The 19,826-nt window shown below is 71.7% G+C and carries 18 protein-coding genes; 4 read left to right on the top strand and 14 right to left on the bottom strand.

Going from position 1 to position 19,826, the window contains the following annotated elements; genetic code table 11:
* Positions 1–6: 6 nt before the first annotated feature.
* Together eboE and ACYVK5_RS11555 are read left to right on the top strand one after the other, a co-directional pair.
* The gene (gene eboE, locus ACYVK5_RS11560) at positions 7–1,221 is read left to right on the top strand and encodes a metabolite traffic protein EboE (RefSeq protein WP_460705012.1); all 1,215 of its coding nucleotides are present in this window, start codon (positions 7–9) and stop codon (positions 1,219–1,221) included.
* On the top strand, positions 1,218–2,618 hold the full coding sequence (locus ACYVK5_RS11555; protein WP_460705010.1) for an alkaline phosphatase family protein: 1,401 nt from the start codon (positions 1,218–1,220) through the stop codon (positions 2,616–2,618). The genes eboE and ACYVK5_RS11555 overlap by 4 nt, the downstream gene beginning before the upstream one ends.
* 2 nt (positions 2,619–2,620) lie before the next feature.
* Here ACYVK5_RS11555 and ACYVK5_RS11550 read toward each other — a convergent pair whose 3' ends face one another.
* The 3 genes from ACYVK5_RS11550 to ACYVK5_RS11540 all read right to left on the bottom strand — a co-directional run bounded on the left by ACYVK5_RS11550 (position 2,621) and on the right by ACYVK5_RS11540 (position 5,675).
* Complete coding sequence (locus tag ACYVK5_RS11550) at positions 2,621–3,751, bottom strand: branched-chain amino acid aminotransferase (protein ID WP_460705007.1); 1,131 nt, start codon at positions 3,749–3,751, stop codon at positions 2,621–2,623.
* 113 nt (positions 3,752–3,864) lie between these two features.
* Entirely contained in the window at positions 3,865–4,929 is a 1,065-nt protein-coding gene (locus ACYVK5_RS11545) for a 3-isopropylmalate dehydrogenase (RefSeq protein ID WP_460705005.1), read from the bottom strand.
* 62 nt (positions 4,930–4,991) lie between these two features.
* Positions 4,992–5,675 carry an ASCH domain-containing protein gene (locus ACYVK5_RS11540; RefSeq protein ID WP_460705003.1) on the bottom strand — a complete coding sequence of 228 codons (684 nt, stop codon included), beginning with the start codon at positions 5,673–5,675 and terminating at the stop codon, positions 4,992–4,994.
* A gap of 99 nt (positions 5,676–5,774) precedes the next feature.
* Here ACYVK5_RS11540 and ACYVK5_RS11535 point away from each other — a divergent pair, with 99 nt between their 5' ends.
* Entirely contained in the window at positions 5,775–6,827 is a 1,053-nt protein-coding gene (locus ACYVK5_RS11535; protein ID WP_460705001.1) for a DMT family transporter, read from the top strand.
* Here the strand turns inward: ACYVK5_RS11535 and ACYVK5_RS11530 are convergent.
* The 11 genes from ACYVK5_RS11530 to ACYVK5_RS11480 form a co-directional block, all read right to left on the bottom strand.
* Positions 6,786–7,319: a hypothetical protein gene (locus ACYVK5_RS11530; RefSeq protein WP_460704999.1), complete on the bottom strand. Its 534-nt coding sequence runs from the start codon at positions 7,317–7,319 to the stop codon at positions 6,786–6,788. The two genes, ACYVK5_RS11535 and ACYVK5_RS11530, sit on opposite strands and share 42 nt — an antisense overlap.
* 56 nt (positions 7,320–7,375) lie before the next feature.
* Positions 7,376–8,722, bottom strand: a complete 1,347-nt coding sequence (locus ACYVK5_RS11525; protein ID WP_460704997.1) for a DUF7224 domain-containing protein — start codon at positions 8,720–8,722, stop codon at positions 7,376–7,378.
* Positions 8,719–9,429 carry an ABC transporter ATP-binding protein gene (locus ACYVK5_RS11520; RefSeq protein ID WP_460704995.1) on the bottom strand — a complete coding sequence of 237 codons (711 nt, stop codon included), beginning with the start codon at positions 9,427–9,429 and terminating at the stop codon, positions 8,719–8,721. The genes ACYVK5_RS11525 and ACYVK5_RS11520 overlap by 4 nt, the downstream gene beginning before the upstream one ends.
* Positions 9,430–9,493: 64 nt before the next feature.
* On the bottom strand, positions 9,494–9,898 hold the full coding sequence (locus tag ACYVK5_RS11515) for a hypothetical protein (RefSeq protein WP_460704993.1): 405 nt from the start codon (positions 9,896–9,898) through the stop codon (positions 9,494–9,496).
* 347 nt (positions 9,899–10,245) lie between these two features.
* Positions 10,246–11,274: a ketol-acid reductoisomerase gene (ilvC, locus tag ACYVK5_RS11510; RefSeq protein ID WP_460704991.1), complete on the bottom strand. Its 1,029-nt coding sequence runs from the start codon at positions 11,272–11,274 to the stop codon at positions 10,246–10,248.
* 91 nt (positions 11,275–11,365) lie between these two features.
* A complete protein-coding gene (gene ilvN / locus ACYVK5_RS11505) occupies positions 11,366–11,890 on the bottom strand; it encodes an acetolactate synthase small subunit (RefSeq protein ID WP_460704989.1) in 525 nt (174 codons plus the stop codon).
* 22 nt (positions 11,891–11,912) lie between these two features.
* Complete coding sequence (locus ACYVK5_RS11500; protein ID WP_460704987.1) at positions 11,913–13,754, bottom strand: acetolactate synthase large subunit; 1,842 nt, start codon at positions 13,752–13,754, stop codon at positions 11,913–11,915.
* 302 nt (positions 13,755–14,056) lie between these two features.
* On the bottom strand, positions 14,057–14,812 hold the full coding sequence (locus tag ACYVK5_RS11495; RefSeq protein ID WP_460704985.1) for a hypothetical protein: 756 nt from the start codon (positions 14,810–14,812) through the stop codon (positions 14,057–14,059).
* A complete protein-coding gene (locus tag ACYVK5_RS11490; protein WP_460704983.1) occupies positions 14,813–16,204 on the bottom strand; it encodes an ATP-binding cassette domain-containing protein in 1,392 nt (463 codons plus the stop codon). It lies immediately after the preceding gene.
* 47 nt (positions 16,205–16,251) lie between these two features.
* Positions 16,252–17,253, bottom strand: a complete 1,002-nt coding sequence (locus ACYVK5_RS11485; protein ID WP_460704981.1) for an NAD-dependent epimerase/dehydratase family protein — start codon at positions 17,251–17,253, stop codon at positions 16,252–16,254.
* Positions 17,254–17,292: 39 nt separating this feature from the next.
* On the bottom strand, positions 17,293–19,374 hold the full coding sequence (locus ACYVK5_RS11480; protein WP_460704979.1) for a class I adenylate-forming enzyme family protein: 2,082 nt from the start codon (positions 19,372–19,374) through the stop codon (positions 17,293–17,295).
* A 265-nt stretch (positions 19,375–19,639) separates the two neighbouring features.
* Between ACYVK5_RS11480 and ACYVK5_RS11475 the strand changes: the two genes are divergently transcribed.
* Positions 19,640–19,826: hypothetical protein (locus ACYVK5_RS11475; RefSeq protein WP_460704977.1), on the top strand; the 187-nt coding region annotated here is incomplete at its 3' end.

Raw genomic sequence — 19,826 nt, 5'->3', positions numbered from 1 at the left:
GCGGACATGCATCTCTCCTACTGCACCAACGTGCACCCCGCCGAGGACGTCGACGGCGTCGTCGCCCAGCTCGGCGCGTACGCCGGACCGGTCCGCGCGGCCGCCGGGCTCGACGTGCTCGGTGTGGGGCTGTGGCTGCCGGCACGGGTCGCACACCGGCTCGACACGTCCCCCGCCGACCTCGACCGGCTCCGCGGCGCCCTCGCGGACCACGGCCTCGAGGTCCGCACCCTCAACGCGTTCCCGTACGGCGGCTTCCACACCGAGGTCGTGGGCCGTTCCGTCTACCGTCCGACCTGGGCCGAGCGCGCCCGCCAGCAGTACACGCTGGCCTGCGCACGCGTCCTCACCCGCCTCCTGCCCGAGGGCGCCGCCGGGTCGATCTCCACCCTGCCGCTCGCCTGGCGCGCGCCCTGGACCCCCGCCGACGACGAGGAGTCGACCCGCTCCCTCGCCGCCCTGGCCCGCGAGCTGCGCGCGCTCGCGGACCGGACCGGGAACGTCGTCCGCGTCGCGGTGGAACCCGAACCCGGTTGCGTCCTCGACACCGTGGACGACGTCGTCCGCTGGCTCGCCGCGCGGACGGACGCCGGCCTCCCGGCGGAGCGGTGGATCGATCCGGAGCACGTCGGCGTCTGCCTGGACACGTGCCATCTGGCCGTGTCGTTCGCCGACCCGGCCGCCGCCGTCCGGCGGATCACCGACGCCGGGCTGCGGGTGGTGAAGGTGCAGGCCTCCGCCGCCCTGCAGGTGGACGAGCCGGGGCGGGACGCGGCGCGGGCCGCCGTCGGGAGGTTCGCGGAGCCGCGCTACCTGCACCAGGTGCGGGAGCGGACGACGTCGGGCGGCGTGCTGGCGGCCGACGACCTGGACGAGGCGCTGGGCACCGCCCGCGGACGCCCCGGCCTGCCGGGCGACGGCCCGTGGCGGGTGCACTTCCACGTGCCGCTGCATGCACGGCCGCAGCCGCCGCTGGCCTCGACCACCGGCGTGCTGCGCGAGGCGGTCGCGGCGGTGCGCGCGACCCCGCACGGTCACGAGGCGCATCTGGACGTGGAGACGTACACGTGGTCGGTGCTGCCGGCCGGCGTCGCGGGCCTCGACAGTGACGGCGACGGCCTCGTGGCGGGCATCGCGGCGGAGCTGCGGTGGGCGCGCGAGAACCTGCTGGACGACCGGCCGGCGGCGGCCGTCGTGGCGGACGGGGAGGGTGTGGCATGAGGCCGGTCCTGCTGCTCGACGTCGTCGGGCTGACCGAACAGGCCCTGGGGCACATGCCGCGCCTGCGCCGCCTGGCGGACGCGGGCTGGTCCTCGCGGCTGGCGACGGTGCTGCCCGCCGTGACGTGCACCGTGCAGTCGACGATGCTGACCGGGCTGGCGCCGCGCGACCACGGCATCGTCGGGAACGGCTGGTACTTCCGCGACCTGGGCGAGGTGTACCTCTGGCGGCAGCACAACCGGCTGGTCGCCGGCGAGAAGCTGTGGGAGACGGCGCGGCGGTCCGTTCCCGGCTACCACGCGGTGAACGTCTGCTGGTGGTACGCCATGGGAATGACCACGCAGGTCACGGTGACGCCGCGGCCGGTCTACCACGCGGACGGCCGCAAGTCCCCGGACGCGTACGTCCGACCGCCGGCACTGCACGGCGAACTGACGGAGGCGTTCGGCGACTTCCCGCTGTTCCGGTACTGGGGTCCGACGGCGTCCATCGCCTCGACGCGGTGGGTGGTGTCGGCCACCCGGCACCTGCTGACCACCCGCGCCGCCGACCTCACCATGGCGTACGTGCCGCACCTGGACTACGACCTGCAGCGGTTCGGCCCCGGGTCACCGGAGGCGGACCGGGCGGCCGCCGAGCTCGACGCGGCGCTGACGCCGCTCCTCGACCAGGCGGAGGCCGACGGCGTGACGGTCGTGGCGGTGTCGGAGTACGGGATCGGGCCGGTGTCGCGGCCGGTGCACCTGAACCGGCTGCTGCGGCGCGAGGGGCTGCTCGAGGTGTACACCCAGCAGGGGCGTGAGCTGCTGGACCCGTGGACGTCGCGGGCGTTCGCCGTCGCCGACCACCAGGTGGCGCACGTGTACGTCGCGGACCCGGCGGACGTGCCGCGCGTGGCGGCGATGCTGCGGGCGGAGCCCGGCGTGGACGAGGTGCTGGACCGCGAGGCGCAGGCCGCCTACGGCCTGGACCACGAGCGGTCGGGCGAGCTCGTGGTGGTGGCCGAACCGGACGCCTGGTTCACCTACTACTACTGGCTGCGGGACGACCGCGCGCCGGAGTTCGCCCGTGGCGTGGACATCCATCGCAAGCCGGGCTACGACCCGGCCGAGCTCTTCTTCGATCCGGCGGACCGGTTCTCGAAGGCGCGCGCCGGGCTGAACCTCGTGCGCAAGAAGCTCGGCCTGCGGTACGCGATGAGCACCACGCCGCTGGACGCGTCGTGGGTGCGCGGCTCGCACGGACGACTGCCGGACTCGGCGCCGGTCACGCCGCTGGTCCTGTGCTCGGATCCGGAGGTCCCGGCCGTGGTCGCGCGGCAGGTGGCCGACGACGACGGGCTGGTGCCCGCCGCCGCCGTGAAGGACCTGGTGCTGGAGCTCCAGGGGATGCGCTAGACCTACGCCAGGCGCGTCATCCAGCCGTGGCGGTCCTCTGCCCGGCCGTACTGGATGCCGGTCAGCTCGGTGCGCAGCGCCATCGTCAGCTCGCCCGACTGCCCGCCGTTGACCTCGACGTCGAAGTCCGACGACGCCAGCCGCCCGATCGGCGTGACCACGGCCGCCGTGCCGCACGCGAAGAATTCCGTCACCTGGCCGGACTCGAGACCGGACACGAGCTCACGGGCCGGGATCCGCCGTTCCACGACCTCGTGGCCCCGGTCACGGGCCAGCTGGATGATCGACTTGCGGGTGATGCCCTCGAGGATCGAGCCGAGCTCCGGGGTGTGGATCGTGCCGTCCGCCATCACCAGGAAGATGTTCATGCCGCCGAGTTCTTCGAGGTAGGTGCTCTCGGCGCCGTCGAGGAAGCAGACCTGGTCGAAGCCGTGCTGCTGGGCCTCCTGCTGCGGGAGCAGGCTGGCGGCGTAGTTGCCGCCGAACTTCGCGTCGCCCGTGCCGCCGGGCGGCCCGGCGCGGTGGTACTTCTCCGACAGGTAGATCGACACCGGCTTCACGCCGCCCGCGAAGTACGGGCCCACGGGTGAGGCGATGACGAGGTGCTCCACCTCGAGCGCCGGCCGCACGCCGAGGAAGGACTCGCTGGCGAACATGAAGGGACGCAGGTAGAGCGAGGAGTCCTCGCCGTCCGGGACCCAGTCGACGTCGGTACGCACCAGCGCGGCGATCGACGCGAGGAAGTCCTCCTCGCTGAGTTCCGGCAGGGCGAGGCGGTGCGCGCTGCGCCGGTAGCGACGCGCGTTCTGCCCGGGGCGGAAGGTCCAGATGGAGCCGTCGGCGTGCTTGTACGCCTTCATGCCCTCGAAGATCTCCTGCGCGTAGTGCAGCACCGCCGTGGCGGGGTCGAGCTGCAGCGGACCGTACGGCTCGACGCGGCGGTCGGTCCAGCCGTCGGCCGCCCGCCAGGAGACGCGGGCCATGTGGTCGGTGAAGACCGTGCCGAACTTGGGCTTGGCGAGCAGGGATGTGCGCTCGTCCTCCGGCGTGGGCGCGTCGGTGCGCCGCACGTCGAACCGGGCCACGAGGTCGTCGAGGTCGGCGGGGAGGATGTGATGGGACGTAGTGGTCATGATCAAAGCCTTTCACCGGATGAAGTCAGTGTTCCACGCCCGGCCGGTGAAGGGGACCTGTCCTGTGGGGACGTTCCCTACGGCCGGGCTGCGTGCCCGGCCGTGGGGATGTGCTACCCCGCGATCCGAGCCGCGATGTCGGCGCCGATCTGCGCCGTGGTGCGTACCTGCGACGACGCCGGACGCTCCGCGATGTCGGCGGCTACGGCCGCCTGTACCGCCGCGGCCTCGTCCGCGCGCCCCAGGTGGTCCAGGAGCAGCCCGACCGACAGGATCGTCGCGGTCGGGTCCGCCTTGCCGGTCCCCGCGATGTCGGGGGCGGAGCCGTGCACGGGCTCGAACATGCTCGGCGCGGTGCGGTCCGGGTTGATGTTGGCCGACGCCGCCAGCCCGATCCCGCCCGTGATGGCCGCCGCCTGGTCGGTGAGGATGTCGCCGAACAGGTTGTCGGTGACGATCACGTCGAACCGGCTCGGGTTCGTCGTGAGGAAGATCGTGGCCGCGTCCACGTGCAGGTAGTCGGTGGTGACGTCGGGGAACTCGGCGTTCACGGCCTCGACCGTGCGGCGCCAGAGGTGGCCGGCGTGCACCAGCACGTTGTGCTTGTGCACGAGGGTGAGGTGCTTGCGCTCGCGCTTCGCCGCGCGGGCGAACGCGTCCCGCACCACGCGCTCGACGCCGAACGCGGTGTTCACGCTGACCTCGGTGGCGATCTCGGCCGGCGTCCCGACACGCAGCGCACCGCCGTTGCCGGTGTACGGGCCCTCGGTGCCCTCGCGGACGACGACGAAGTCGATCTCGCCCGGGTCGGCCAGCGGGCTGGTCACGCCCTCGAAGAGCTTGGACGGACGTAGGTTGACGTAGTGGTCCAGCGTGAACCGCAGCTTGAGCAGCAGGCCGCGCTCCAGCACCCCGGACGGGACGCTCGGGTCACCGATCGCGCCGAGCAGGATCGCGTCGTGCTGCCGGATCCGCTCGAGGTCGTCGTCGGTGAGGGTCTCGCCCGTGGCGTGCCAGCGGCGGGCTCCCAGGTCGAACTCGGTGGTCACGACCTTCGTCCCGCTCGGCGCGAGCGCCGCCTCGAGGGCCTTCAGCCCCTGTTCCACGACCTCGGTGCCGATGCCGTCGCCTGCCACCACTGCCAGGTCGATCTGCTGGTCCGTCCCGTTCTGCGCCATGCACGGAGCCTAACGTGTGCGCGCGCAGAAATGAGACAGCAGTCTCACGCGCTGGGACAGGATCACCGCTTGGGGTACAAGAGCTCGAAGCGCTCGACCACCACCGGCGTGTCACCCGCGAACTCGCGCCCCTCCGGGAGATTGCGGCGGAAGTACTTCTCGTGCTCCGCGCGCCAGTGCTCCAGCGTCCTGTCGCCCTCCCCCTCGGCGTCGGCCACGTCGTCGTCCACCTCGTCGAACGGAACCGTCTCCACGATCGTGGTGCGGATCAGCGCCTGCGGCTGCCGCTCGCCGTCGAGCAGGATGGACAGCTCGCCGACCTGCGGCAGCGGCTCGCCGGAGTCCTCGAACTCCCACGCCAGCGACGACGTTGCCGTCTTGGCGCCCTCCAGGACCAGGTCCAGCAGCTCGTTCGCGAGCTCCGGCTGATCACCGAACGACCACGCCGGCGGCGCCACCGTCTCCGACGCCAGCACGCCGGTCACCACGCCCGTCTTCGCCATCCCGGCGTACGGCCGCACCGCCTCCCAGAAGGACTGGACCGCGACGGCGACCTCCTCGTCCCCCTCGTCGGCGTCCGTGAAGTCCTCGGGGTCGAACGTCGCCGGGTCGAAGTCGTCGGCATCGAGGCCACCGGCATCGGGATCCTCCGGGTCGAGGTCCTCCGGCTCGAACTCCTCGGGGCCGCCCTCGGGCGCCGTGGTCGCCTCGTCGTTCTGCTCGGGTTCACGCGTCTCGTCGCTCACGCCGCCCATCCTGCCGTATCGCGGGAGGATTGTGACGTGTGACCCACCCGACTCGCTCGGGCGGGCCGCGAGCCCGCGGCGGAACATACGCTCGGACCCGTGCCCCGCTCCACCGCCCGGCCCCGCGGCCTCCCGCTCGTGGTGCCCGTCGCCCTGGCCGTCCTCGCCGGCGCGGGTCTCGCCACGCAGAGCCGGGTCAACGGCACCCTTGCCGGTCACGTCGGCAGCGGGTATCTCGCCGCCGTGATCTCGTTCGGCTCCGGCCTGCTCCTGCTGGGCGTGGCCCTGCTCGTCTCGCGTCGCGGCCGCGCAGGCATGCGGCGCATCTCGGGGGCGCTGCGCCGCCCGGCGGCCGGGCCCGCGACCGGCCCTGGGACCGACCCCGGAACCGACTCACGCCCCGTCCTGCGGCCCTGGCAGTGCCTCGGCGGAGCCGCCGGCGGGTTCTTCGTGGCGTCGCAGGGTCTCGCCGTCGGGACGCTCGGCGTCGCCCTGTTCATCGTGGCGTTCGTGACGGGTCAGTCGCTCGGGTCGATCGTCGTCGACCGCCTCGGCCTGGGCCCCGGCGGCGTGCGCTTCGTGACGCTGCCGCGCGCCGTCGGCCCGCTGCTGACGGTGGTGGCCGTGGCGATCGCCATGTCCGGCGGTGTCGGCACGCCGTCGGCCCTTGTGCTCGCGGTGCTGCCGCTGCTCGCGGGCGTCGGGTCGGCGTGGCAGCAGGCCGTGAACGGGCGCGTGCGCGCCGCCGCCGGCGACGTCCTGGCCGCGACCTTCGTCAACTTCCTCGTGGGCACGGCCGCGCTCGTCCTGGCACTCGGGGTGTCGATGCTGTTCGACGGCGTGCCCGACGGCAGTCTCCCCGCGAACCCGCTGTTGTACACGGGCGGGGCGATCGGCATCGGGTTCATCGCGGTCGGCGTGGCGGTGGTGCACCGCGTGGGCGTGCTGCTGCTGAGCCTGAGCATGATCGCGGGCCAGATCGTGGGCGCGCTGGTGCTCGACCTCGTCGTCCCTGGCGCGGTCGCCCCCGGACTCCCGACCTACGTGGGCGCGGCCCTCACCCTGGTCGCGGTAGCGATCCCGCTGGCTTTCGAGAGCCGCGCGGTGACGTCACGCAGAGCGGCGCACCATCGGCACGACGGCGATCAGTAGGCCGATGACAAGGCAGGTTCCAGCGGCGACGAACGATACCGCCGTCGCGTGAGGATGCAGGAGCCAGACCTCAGGTGTGAACCGATACCGGCTTGCGACCGGTACCGACACAACGGCAACGAGCAACGGAACGACAGCCGCGTAGCGCCGGGGGACGACCGCCCACGCCGTCAGACCGACGCCGAGATAGCCGAGAACATTACGTGCGCTTGCAGCGGTCAGTCCGCCGTCGATGGGGAGCATGCCCGTCTCGGCCGCCACAGCCACGATCGAGAGGATGCCGGCCGACAGAACCGCCGACGTCACGACGACCGCCGCGTCCCGTACGGGAAGCGCCCGCAGACCGACTCGCTCCGGCCCCGTGGGGCTCTCTCCAACGGCCGCCAAGGCCGCCCCGATCAGTACCGCCGGCAGGAGCAGTGCGAGGAACGCTCCCCCACCACCAACGGGAATCGGCACGACGACGGTCCCCGCCAGCAGGATGACGATCACACCGCCGAACTGGACCGCGACCAACGTACGAGCGCGACGCGCCATGAGATACCAGGTCATCTCCAGCCCCCGGGGAGACTCGGCACCGATTCCGGATCACACGCCGCGAACGCTCGCTGCGCCTGGTCCACCCAACGGGCCTGCTCGGACACAGGCAGCGCCAGAACCTGATCGAGCGCACGCCGGTCGTCCGTGGTCTCGATGCCCACGACCTGATCAACCGCTTCGGCCTCGTTCATAGCCGCGGCGGCGGCCAGCCCCTTGACCGACCACCAGGCGTTCACCACGTAGTCCGGGCTGTACGACGACGCCTCCATCGGTTCGGGCGCCCAGCCCGACCATCCGGGCCGCTTCTCGACGCTCTCGAGACACGTCCACTCGGGCAGCACTGCCGCGGCAGAAGCAATCTGGACGATGAGACTCTCGCGCGACTCCGCAGCGGTCAGCGTGAAAGCCCTCACCTCATCGGACACGACGACGCCGTGGTCCTGCGTCAGTGTCGTCGGCACAGGCACGCCGGTTCCGCGGTGCACCCCGGCCAGCGTGTCGTGGGCGGTGTCCGCGACCCTGTCGAGCAGTTCCGCCTGTTCCGGCCACATACAGACGCGCGGCGCATCACCAGCGCATGCCAGCTGACCGGAACGCGCGATCGCCGGCGACCAGTCGAGCGGGCGAACCAGAACAACCGCGACGACGACGAGAGCTACGGCAACCCCACCCCACGCACCCCGCATCTTCCACCCCTCACCAGCGGACCCGGCACGTCGTCCATCGATCACCAGGTACCAGACCACGATCGCAGCGATCGCCGTCAGTGCGGTCGCCGCGAGAACCAGTGGGTTGACGGTCTCGTACAACTCACAGCAGTCCACGACGCCGCCGAGGTGGCGAATCCACGCGGGCTCCACCGAGGCGCGGAACGCCAGCACGAACCACCACGCCGCCGGTGCGCCGAGCAATGCCACCGGCGCCGCGAGGCGGACGCCCGCAGCACACCCGAAGACCCCAGCGGCCGCAACGACGAAGATCTCGGCGAAGACGGGCCAGAGGTTCGGCACGCCGACGACGCGCATCTCTGCCAGAGCGAGTCCGGTCGCGGCCAGGAGGGCGATCGCCCCGCAAACGACATGCGGCCACAGCATCTCCGCGAGTACGAGCGGAAGAGCTCGAGCGTGGGGCCTCGTGTCCCAGCGCGCCTGCCGCAAGCGCACGCCGCTGACGGCGCCACCGAACGCGATGACCGTAGAGATCTCGGCGCCCACCCACGCACCGTTCGCGCCGGCGCTGATCAGGCTCGGATACCCGTAGGTTCCGCTGAGAAACAGCCAGGCGACACCTACACCGACGGCAAGGGGCGCCAGCCAGACCACGCCCGACGCCCACAGACGCGACCCGAACCTCACGGGGTCGCCCCCGAGGTCAGGGTGCGGTACGCCGACTCAGCACGACGCGTCAGATCGCGTCCTTCGCCATGATCGAGGAATGCATCCACAGTGCCTTCAAAGGCGATCGATCCACGGTGGATCACGACGACATGATCGAAAAGCTCGTCCAGGTCGTCCACCTGGTGCGTCGAGACCACGACGGGGCGAGTTCCTTCGAGGCCGGTGATGACCTCCCGAAAGCGCGCTCGCTGCGCTGGGTCGAGGCCGACGGTCGGCTCGTCGAGCAGCAGAACCCGCGGATCGAACACGAGCACCTCGGCGAGCCCGACACGCCGCAACTGTCCACCGGACAGGGTGGAAGCCTTCGCATCATGTCTGTCGGCGAGCCCGACGTCGTCCAGGGCCGTCGCCGCCGTCTCCCACGCCGCCTTCTTCGGCAGGCCCTTTAGCCATCCCGCATAGGCCACCTGTTCCCGCGCCGTGAGTCCGCTCATCGCGCGCACATCCTGCGGCATCCAACCCACTGCCGTCAGCAGCGCGCGACGTGCCTTGCGCACTGGCGCACGCCGGGATTCGGCGTATGCCGTGTCAAGGACCGTCGCGGACCCGCTCCGGGGCGTGAGCGCCCCGGAGCCGATCCCGAGCACCGTCGACTTGCCCGCACCGTTGGCGCCCAACAGGACCGTCCGCCCGGACGGCACCTTCCAGGTGAAGCTGTCGAGCACCAGCCTTCCACGTCGCCCATAACCGAACGACACGTCACGAAACTCCAGCAACAGTGCCCGCCCTCTACCAGTAGATGTCGACGTCGTTGGCGTAGAACTTGAAGTCGGTGTTCGTGTAGTTCACGAGCGTGAAGTAGAAGTTGTACGCGCCGGAGACGTTCCAGTACTTGGTTCCCCGCGTCGTGAGCGTGCAGGGGATCCCCTTCGAACCGTAGTTCGTATCAGGACCTGCGTCAGCTCGCATCACCCGGAGCGTTCCGTAGGTAGCCTTGGGCCATCCATACTTGCCGTTGTCGCCGTGGTGGCAGCCGTAGAGCTGGATCTTCGTATCGAGACTGTCGCCGTTCGGGTCGTACCACGTGCTTGACGAGATCCCGGTGAACCACCCAGAGATGTACGTGTCTCGGTGAGCGTAGGCAGCGTTCGCGACACCACCGACCCCGATGACCATAACCAGTACGAGGGACAAGCTCCCCCACACCTTCCGAAGCATCACTGCCCTTTCGTGAGACGGACGGTCTCAGGTCGAAGGAAGGCCCGAGACCCTACAGGGCGGGCTCATGCACCCGAGGGAGATCACGAATCCGCTAGTCAGCGACCCTAGGCCATGGCCCCCACCTCGACACAACCGATATCTCGGACATTTAGTATGATGCATCCAACAAACAATCTTTCACCCGCCGAGCATGGCCTTCCGTACGATAACCAGCACTGACGTGACGTTGCCGTCGGTCCCGGGATCGGGACCGACGGCAACGGTATTTGGCAACGGTGTTCTTCGGGCGGCAGACCCGCGTGGGCAGGAACCAGCCCGCGTCAGCGGGCCGCCGAGCCCTCCACGTAGTCCGTGTCCGACGGCTTGATCCAGGCGAACATCTTGCGCAGCTCGCGCCCGGTCTCCTCGATCGGGTGCTCCTCGCCCTTGGCGCGGAGCTCCTTGAACTCCGGCGCGCCGGCGTCCTGGTCGGCGATGAACCGCTCGGCGAACTTCCCGTTCTGGATGTCGCCGAGCACCGCCTTCATGTTCTCCTTCACCTCGGGCGAGATGACCCGCGGGCCCGAGACGTAGTCGCCGTACTCGGCCGTGTCGGAGACGCTCCAGCGCTGCTTCGCGATGCCGCCCTCGACCATCAGGTCGACGATCAGCTTGAGCTCGTGCAGCACCTCGAAGTAGGCGATCTCCGGCTGGTAGCCGGCCTCGGTCAGCGTCTCGAAGCCGTACTGGACCAGCTGCGACGCGCCACCGCAGAGCACGGACTGCTCACCGAACAGGTCGGTCTCGGTCTCCTCGGTGAAGGTCGTCCTGATGCCCGCGGCACGCAGGCCGCCGATCGCCTTCGCGTAGGAGAGCGCGGTCTGCCACGCCTGACCCGACGCGTCCTGCTCGACGGCGACCAGCACCGGGACGCCCCGGCCGTCGGCGTACTCGCGGCGCACCAGGTGACCCGGGCCCTTCGGGGCGACCATGAAGACGTCGTGGCCGGCCTCGGGCTTAATGTAGCCGAAGCGGATGTTGAAGCCGTGGCCGAACACGAGGGCCGCGCCTTCCTTGAGGTTCGGGGCGATCTCGTCGGCGTACACGAGGCGCTGCACCTGGTCCGGGGCCAGGATGACGACCACGTCGGCGTCACGCACGGCGTCGGCCACGCCCGCCACCTTGAGGCCCTGGTCCTCGGCCTTGGCCCGGGAGGCGGAACCCTCGCGCAGGCCCACGGTGACGTCCACACCGGAGTCGCGCAGGTTCAGCGAGTGCGCGTGACCCTGGCTGCCGTAGCCGATCACCGCCACCTTCTTCTGCTGGATGACCGACAGGTCGGCGTCGTCGTCGTAGAACAGCTCAGCCACGGTTCTTGCTCCTTGATCGATGTGGATTGGATCGACGTTACGTGAGTTCTTCGCAGCGTAAGCCCGCCGCTCCGCTACGGGAGCGGCGGTCTCATGCCGACCGCACCACGCGCTCCAGCGCGCGGTCGGTGATGGATCGCGGGCCCCGGCCGATGGCGAGGGTTCCGGACTTGACGATCTCGCGGACCCCGAACGGGTCCAGCGCCGTGAGCAGGGCGTTCAGCTTGGCGTCCGTGCCGGTCGCCTCGATCACCACGGCGTCGGGGGTCACGTCGACGACGTGTGCCCGGAACAGCTCGACCACCTCGAGCACGCCGGACCGCGCGGCGGCGTCGGCCCGCACCTTGACGAGCAGCAGCTCGCGCTGGACGGACGACTCCGGGTCGAGCTCCACGATCTTGATGACATGCACCAGCTTGTTGAGCTGCTTCGTCACCTGCTCCAGGGGATGGTCCTCCACGTCCACCACGACGGTGATGCGGGAGATCTCCTCGTGCTCCGTGGGTCCGACGGCGAGGGAGTGGATGTTGAACGCGCGGCGGGCGAACAGGCCGGCGACGCGCGTCAGCACGCCGGGCTTGTTCTCCACCAGGACGGAAAGGGTGTGACGGCTCATGATTCTTCTTCCTCGTCCTCGCTCAGTCTTCGCGTTCCCACGCCGGCGAGATGCCGCGCGCGTACTGGATGTCGTCGTTGCTCACGCCGGCGGCGACCATGGGCCACACCATCGCGTCACGCGAGACGGTGAAGTCCACGACCACGGGCCGGTCGTCGATCTCGCGGGCCCGCTTGATCGCGGTGTCGACCTCGGACGGGCTCTCCACGCGGATGCCCTCGCAGCCGTACGCCTCCGCCAGCTTGACGAAGTCGGGCACGCGCGCCGTGCCGTGACCCGTGTGCAGGTCCGTGTTGGAGTACCGCTCGTTGTAGAAGAGCGTCTGCCACTGCCGCACCATGCCGAGCGACGAGTTGTTGATCACGGCCACCTTGATCGGGATGTCGTTGATCGTGCAGGTCGCGAGCTCCTGGTTGGTCATCTGGAAGCAGCCGTCGCCGTCGATGGCCCACACCTCGGCATCCGGCTGGCCGACCTTCGCGCCCATCGCGGCCGGCACCGAGTAGCCCATCGTGCCGAGGCCGCCGGAGTTGATCCACGTGCGCGGCTTCTCGTACCTGATGAACTGCGCCGCCCACATCTGGTGCTGGCCCACGCCGCCCGCGTAGATCGCATCGGGCCCGGCCAGCTCGCCGAGCCGCTGGATGACGTGCTGCGGGGCGAGGTGGCCGTCGGCGGTCTCCGTGAAGCCGAGCGGGTACGTCTCGCGCCACCCGTCGACCTGTCGCCACCAGCCCTCGAGGTCAGGCTTGCCGACCGACTCGTGCTCCTTGGCGAGCTCCGGCAGGAGGTCACCGATCACCTCGCGCAGGTCTCCGACGATCGGCACGTCGACCGCGCGGTTCTTGCCGATCTCCGCGGGGTCGATGTCGGCGTGGATGATGGCGGCACGCGGCGCGAACGAGGCCAGCTTGCCCGTGACGCGGTCGTCGAACCGGGCACCGAGCGCGAAGATCAGGTCGGCCTTCTGCAGCGCCGACACGGCCGGCACGGTGCCGTGCATGCCGGGCATGCCGAGGTTCTGCGGGTGCGAGTCGGGCACCGCGCCCCGCGCCATGAGCGTGGTCACCACGGGCGCGCCGGACAGGTCCACCAGCTTGCGCAGCAGTTCGGAGGCGCCCGCGCGGACCACGCCGCCGCCCACGTACAGCACCGGCCGCCGGGCGGTGGCCAGCAGCTTCGCCGCCTCGCGGATCTGCTTGGCGTGCGGCTTGGTCACCGGGTGGTAGCCGGGCAGCTGGAGATCCTGCGGCCAGGAGAAGGTGGTGTTCGCCTGCATGGCGGACTTGGCGATGTCGATCAGCACCGGCCCGGGCCGACCGGTCGAGGCGATGTGGAACGCCTCCGCGACGGTGCGCGGGATGTCGATCGGATCGGTGACGAGGAACGAGTGCTTGGTGATGGGCATCGTGATGCCCACGATGTCCGCCTCCTGGAACGCGTCGGTCCCGATCGCCCCCGCGGCCACCTGCCCGGTGATCGCGACCATCGGGATCGAGTCCATGTGCGCGTCGGCGAGCGGGGTGACCAGGTTCGTCGCCCCCGGGCCCGACGTCGCCATCGTCACCCCGACCTTGCCCGTCGCGTGGGCGTAGCCCGACGCCGCGTGCCCGCCGCCCTGCTCGTGCCGCACGAGGATGTGCCGGAGCCGCTCGCTGTCCATGAGCGGGTCGTAGGCCGGAAGGATCGCGCCACCCGGGATCCCGAAGACGACCTCGGCACCGACCTCCTCGAGGGACCGGACGATCGACTTCGCCCCGGTCACCTCCTCGGTGGTGACAGCCTTGGCGCGAAGGTCCGCGCGTACCTGCTCACGCGCCTCGGCGCGCGCCGCGAGCTGGGCCGGTGTCGGTGTGGCGGTCATTTCGGTCTCCTACCATCGCACCCTGCGGGGGATGCCTGCGGATGTTTCGGACAACAAGAAACCCCTCGGTCGTCCGTGGACGACAGGCGAGGGGCGAGCGCACTGACGAAGCCTGCGAGTGGCCTCAGTCGGCGCGCTCAGGAATAAGTACTACAAGGTTCGTCTGCACGTGACGCACGTTACGCCGAAATGAAGCGCGTGTCACCTGCCGGGCCGAAGATCCCACCATCCGAGATGTGCGGCGGCGGGCGTGGAACGTCCGACGACGGGCGACGCCGGGCGCGCGACGACACCCGGCCAGGTCAGCGGAGTTCGCGGCGCCGGAACACGAGCAGGCCGAGCGTCGTCACGGTCGCCACGACACCGAGCAGGAACAGCCCGCTCAGCCACCAGGGCCCCACCGGACCCGCCTCCCCGGCCACCGGCCCGGCGATCCACACCCGGGCGTGCGCCAGCGGCGACCAGCGATCGCCGCCCAGCGCCGCCAGGCCTGCCTCGAGCCCGAACAGCGCTCCGGGCACCACCAGGATCGCCGCCCACCAGCGCCCGAGCGTCGCACCCACGGCGGCCCCGGCCACCGCCGCGCACGACGCGAGCGCCAGGAGCCGCGCCCCGGACCAGGCAAGTCCCGGGACGAGCCCGGCCGCGTCCGCCGTCGTCCCTGGACCGTCCGGCGGGCCGGCGACGGCGTCGATGCCCCACAGGCCGGCCGCGAGGAGCGCGAACGCGGCGGCGATGCCGGGGAGCACGGCCAGTCCGGCCGCGGCGGCCTTCATCCCGTACACGTGGGTGCGGCGAGGTTCGACCGTGAGCAGCGCGCGCGTCCCGCCGGCCGGCCCGGCGACGAGGAGGGCTCCGGCCACGCACGCGAAGAGGACAGGGACGAGGGCGTAGCCGGCGACGTCGCCGTCCGCGACGGCCTCAGCGAGCGTGCCGCCGTCGTCGGTGAACGCGGCCAGGGCCACCACCGTGACGACGTACACGAGCAGGCCCGCGGCCACCCACCAGGCGACGGGACGGGCGGCGAACCGCTGCAGTTCCTTGAACAGCAGGCGCATCTACGTGTTGCCCTCCCTGTTGTCGTTCTTCCCGGGGCTGCTCTTCTCGGGGCTGCTCTTCGCGGGGTTGCTCTTCTCGGGGTCGGGGGTTGCGTCGGGATCGGGGTCCGCGGTCGCCCCGTCCGCGGTCGCCCGGCCGATGGTCTGGCCGCCGACGGTCTCCGCGGCGCGTTCGCCGAGCAGCGCCTTCGCCGTGCCGCCGCGAGTGCGCTGCCGCTTCGTCCGTCGTTCCTCGGACCTGGCCTGCCGCGCGGCCTCCTTCTCGGCTGCCGCCTGTTCGCGTGCGGCGACGCGGGCGTCGTACGCGACCTTCTTCTCGGCGACCTTGGCCTCGAACGCGGCGCGGCGCTGCTCGCGCCGCGAGGGTTGATCGACTTCTGGCGTGGCGTCCGGCGACGGCTCCGCCTCCTTGCGAGCGGCGCGCTGCTCGGCGCGGCTCGGCCTGGCGGTCTCGGGTTCCGGCTCCGGCTCCGGCTCGAGCCGTCGCACGAGTGACTCCAGCGACTCCCGGCGCGTGGTCATCTCCGTGACGTACAGCTTCTTGCGCGCGAGGGCCTTGGTCACGTCGGCGGGCTCGTCGACGCCGTCGACCACGACCGTGTCGCCGTCGCGGCGGGCCCGGAACCTCGCGGCGTTCAGCTCGGTGACGGCGCGATCACCGTCGTCCACCCGCAGCCGCACCGCTGTCGCGAGGTCGCCGATGACGTCGGTGGCGGGCCCGTGGCCGACGACGCGGCCGCCGGCCAGGACGGTGACCGTGTCGGCGAGCTGCTGGGCCTCGACGAGGACGTCGGTGGTCAGGAGGACCGCCACGCCGCGGCCGGCGATCTTGCGCAGGAGGGTGCGCACCTCGCGGGCGCCGGTGGGGTCGAGGCCGCGGGTCGGGTCGTCGACGACCAGCAGGTCGGGGCCGGGCAGGAGGGCGGCGGCGAGCGCGAGCCGGCGCCGGGCGCCCGGCGCGTACGAGCCGACGGGGTCCAGGGCGGCGTCGGCGAGTCCGGCTCGTTCGAGGGCGAGGTCGACCTGCGCCTTGCTCGTGGCCGCCGGGTGCATCAGCAGGTTGCGGCGGCCGGTCAGCCGGTCGAGGAACCCGGGTTCGCCGACGACGGCGCCGACGCGCCCGGTCAGTTCGCGGCCGACGTCGGGCACCGCCACGCCCAGCAGTCGCGCCGCCCCCGCGTCCGGGCGGGCGTGCCCGAGCAGGAGCCGCAGGACGGTGGACTTCCCGGCTTTCGCGGGCCCGAGCAGTACGTGTACTCCGCGGGCCGGGACGAGCAGGTCGAGCCCGTGGAGGGCGACGGTCCGGCCGCGGACGCCCGTGTACGTCTTGCGCAGGCCGAGCGTCTCGACGACGGCGGCCGCGGCGGCCTGCGAGTTATCGGCCCGGTTCACCCGGACAGGGTAGGGCATTGTTGGATACGTCCTGGTTTCCTCGGCGGTTACCAGAACCCCGCGCCGACGATCGACGTGTCCGGCGGGTCGACGCCGAGTCTGTCGCGGAGCACGGTGAGGTCGTAGGTGCGCTCCATCGCCAGGTGGCTCAGCGCGTACCGGGACAGGCGCGGCTCCGCGCCGGTCAGCGCCGCGACCCGTTCGGCGGCCGTCGCGGCGCGCAGCGCAACCCGCTCCGGCACGGGGACGACGCGCACGTGCCGGCCGCGCGCGAGCATCAGCAGTTCCAGGGTCTGGCGCAGCACCACCGGTGCGGCGTCGGCGACGTTGGCGACCAGCGGCAGGCCGGCGGCGATCTCGGGCGACAGGTCCGCCGACAGTGCCGCGCGCACGGCCGCGGCGAGCGTGGCGACGTGCGTGAGGTGGTGCAGCGTCGCGCCACCGCCCGGCAGCGGTAGCCAGCGGCCCGAGATCAGCGCCGCTTCCAGCCGGGGCAGCAGGGTGGTGTCCCCCGGCCCGTACACCGCGTGCGGGCGCAGGACGACGACGGGGCCGCGATCCGGCTCGGCCGCGTCGAGGGCGAGCCAGTGCTCCGCCGCGGCCTTCGTGGCTCCGTAGGCGTTGAGATAGCTGAAGGGCCGGACGCCCCGGTCCGCCGTCGGCCCCTCGTCCTCACGGATGCGGACGCTCGGTGTGGCGGGGTCGTACACGCTGCCGGACGAGATGTGCACGAACCGCGCCTTGCCGAACGTCGTGCGCACGGCGCGCGTCCCCTCGACGTTCACCACCCAGGCCGCGGCCCGCGACCCGCCGTCGCCCACGGCGGCGGCGCAGTGCACGACGGCGTCGACGTCGCCGGGGTGCGCCCGCCCTCCGAGCGGCCCGTCACGCAGGTCCCAAAGCAGGTGGCGGGCGCCTTCGGGAAGGCCGGCGGGCGTGCGGCGCGAGCATGCGAGGACCTGGTGCCCACGCGCGGCCAGGTCGCGCACCACGGCACCTCCGACGAACCCGGACGCCCCGGTCACCGCCACCCGCATGCGCTCCCCCACGTGCCTCGATCGCAGATCTGACAAACCGAACCGTACCGCTCACATGTGTACGGAATTCCTCACGAGCCGTCCTGCCGCGGCGGCGAGGGCGGCCCGGTCCGGCTTGCGGGACCGGCCGGCCAGAGGTACATGGGGCGCCTCGACGACCAGGTCGGGCAGGGCGCCGTGGTCCAGGATCCCGGGCAGCCGCGGCTCGACGGCACGGACGAGCGGGGTGTTCTCCGTGAGCGTCACGGAGTGGGGCGCGTTGTCGGCGGGGCTCCTCTCCACGGGCCTCGCCGTGCCCGACGACGGCGGCCGGCGGGCTTCCCGCGTGCCGGCGGGTGCGTCGCGATCGGCGGGCAGCGCGTGGTCACGGTCGGCGACGGCCGTGTGGTCGCGATCGGCGACGAGGACGAGAGCTACGCGCTCGTCGCCGTCGTCCATCGGGACGCCGACCATCAGCGCCTCGCCCACGCCCGGCAACGCCCGGATGCGCGGCTCGAACAGGCCGGGGTAGATGTTCACCGTGCCGCGGATGATCATGTCGCGGGTGCGGCCGACCAGGGTGAGGCGGCCCGCCTCGTCGACCCTGGCGAGGTCGCCGGTGCGATGTTCGACGGCGGGTGGCTCACCCGCGTCGAGGTCGGCGAGGTAGCCGGCCATGAGGGACGGGCCCGAGATCACGAGCTCGCCGACGCCGTCGTCGTCCGGGCCGTCGATGCGGGCCGTCACGCCGCGGAGCGGGGTACCTATGAGGTCTCCGGCGGGTGGTGGGACGGTGACGGCCTCGCCCGACGTGGCCCGATCCGTTGCGACGCGACCGGCGGCCTTGTCCGCGCCATCGACGACGGCCGCCGGCAGCATCTCGGTCGCGCCGTACACACAGACCCACCGTGTCCCGGGCAGGATTCGACCGGCTCGCTCCATCAACGCGGGAGTCACGGGCGCGGCCCCGACGGCCATCACCCGCGGCCCGCGTGCAGAGGCCATGGCCTCACCAACGGCGTGCGGGTGCGCGTGGACCACCCGCGGTCCGTGCGCGAGGGCCATGGACCCGCGGGACACTCCGGAAGCCTTCGACAATCGGCGGGCACGACCGGCGACGGGACCGGCGGCGGAACTGGCGACACTGCGTTCCTCCTCGACCACGTCGAGGAACGCCGTGACGTCCGCCGGGACCGCGAACGAGGAATCCGCGCCGGACAGCCCTCGGGCGAATGCTGCGGGGTCGGCGGCGGGCGTACGCGCCGGGATCTCCCATGTGCCACCGGCCAGAAGCGCGGGCAGGCCGAGGAACATCTGGTCGGTATGCGCACGCCGCCCGGGCTGCAGGTCTCCCACCTGGGCAAACAGGCTGAGCATGCCGCCCAGGGAGGCAGTGGTGTGCACGACGGCCCGCGGGTCCGACGTCGTTCCCGACGTGAAGACGACGAGCGCCTCGCGGCCCCCGGCGACGTCGCCGTCCCTGGCCACATCGCGGTCCGCCGCGACGGAGCGACCTGCTGCCACGTCGCGGCCCGCCGCCATCTCCTGCTCCCCGAGGCCGCCCGCGCTGCTGGCCGTGGAGCCCTGGCGCGTGGCCGGTCCGGCAGCCAGCCGCGCTACCCGCCGCGCTCCCAGCGGGACTCCCGGGAGCCATGCCCCCGAGTAGAGGTGTCGCACCGGGAGGCGAGCGTAGTCCGGCAGGAGGAGTCCCCGTGCTCGTGCCACTCGAGCGAGCGGGCCCGACGACGCCACGTACAGCAGCGCCTCCGTGGCAGCCCAGCTCGGGTCGGCCGCGGCAAGGCGAGCTTCGAAAAGCTCCGGCGTCGAACCCGGGTCGACGAACACGATGGAGCCGCCCGCGTGGATCACCGCCAGGCAGAGAATGACGCCCTCGGGACGCGGCCGGATGCTGAACAGCACGCGCTCGCCCGGCCGCATCCCGGCAGCCCGCAGGCCTGCGGCGGTGCGCTCGACACGTTCCGCGAGCGCCGCGAACGTGACCTCCTCGCGGACGCGGGACCCGCGTCGGGCACCGCGGGCTCCCGGGTAGGTGTCACCGAACCAGCGCAGCGCGACTCCGTCGCGGTCGACGGTGCCGTCGTCGGCGCCGACGGACGCCAGCAGGTCGTCGACGAACGTCTGCCCATCTGTCATGGGAACCGAACGTATCCGAGCACGATGCGCGTGTCACCGATGGTCCGGCGCCTTGCAGAGGGCGGATCGTGTCAGCGTGTCCATCTAACGTCTCCTTCGGATGGTGATCGTGTGGGTGTCGTGGCCTCGTTCTCAATGAGAGCACGGTTGGCGCCGATGAGGCACGTTATCCACAGATTCAACTTTCTGATGGCGGCTGCGCTCTATGAAGCATAGGATCGAACACAACAGCGAGGAGACTGAAGCCGGGAGGGGGGTGCGGGTCATGGCTGGTTCGGTATTCGACGAGGGCACCGGACGGGTGCCGGGCATCGGCGCGCTTCCTGGACAGGCCGGGCGGGCTGGTCACCTGGACGGGATCGGCACGGAACCGGCCGCGAGCCAGTTCGACGACGTGGAGGTGGTGGACGGGTTCGGTATGCCGGTGTTGCCTCCGGACCACACGGAGGATG

This window comes from Myceligenerans halotolerans (assembly GCF_054782975.1).
Note: the sequence above shows the minus strand (reverse complement) of the source record. Positions and strands in the feature narration are given on the sequence as shown.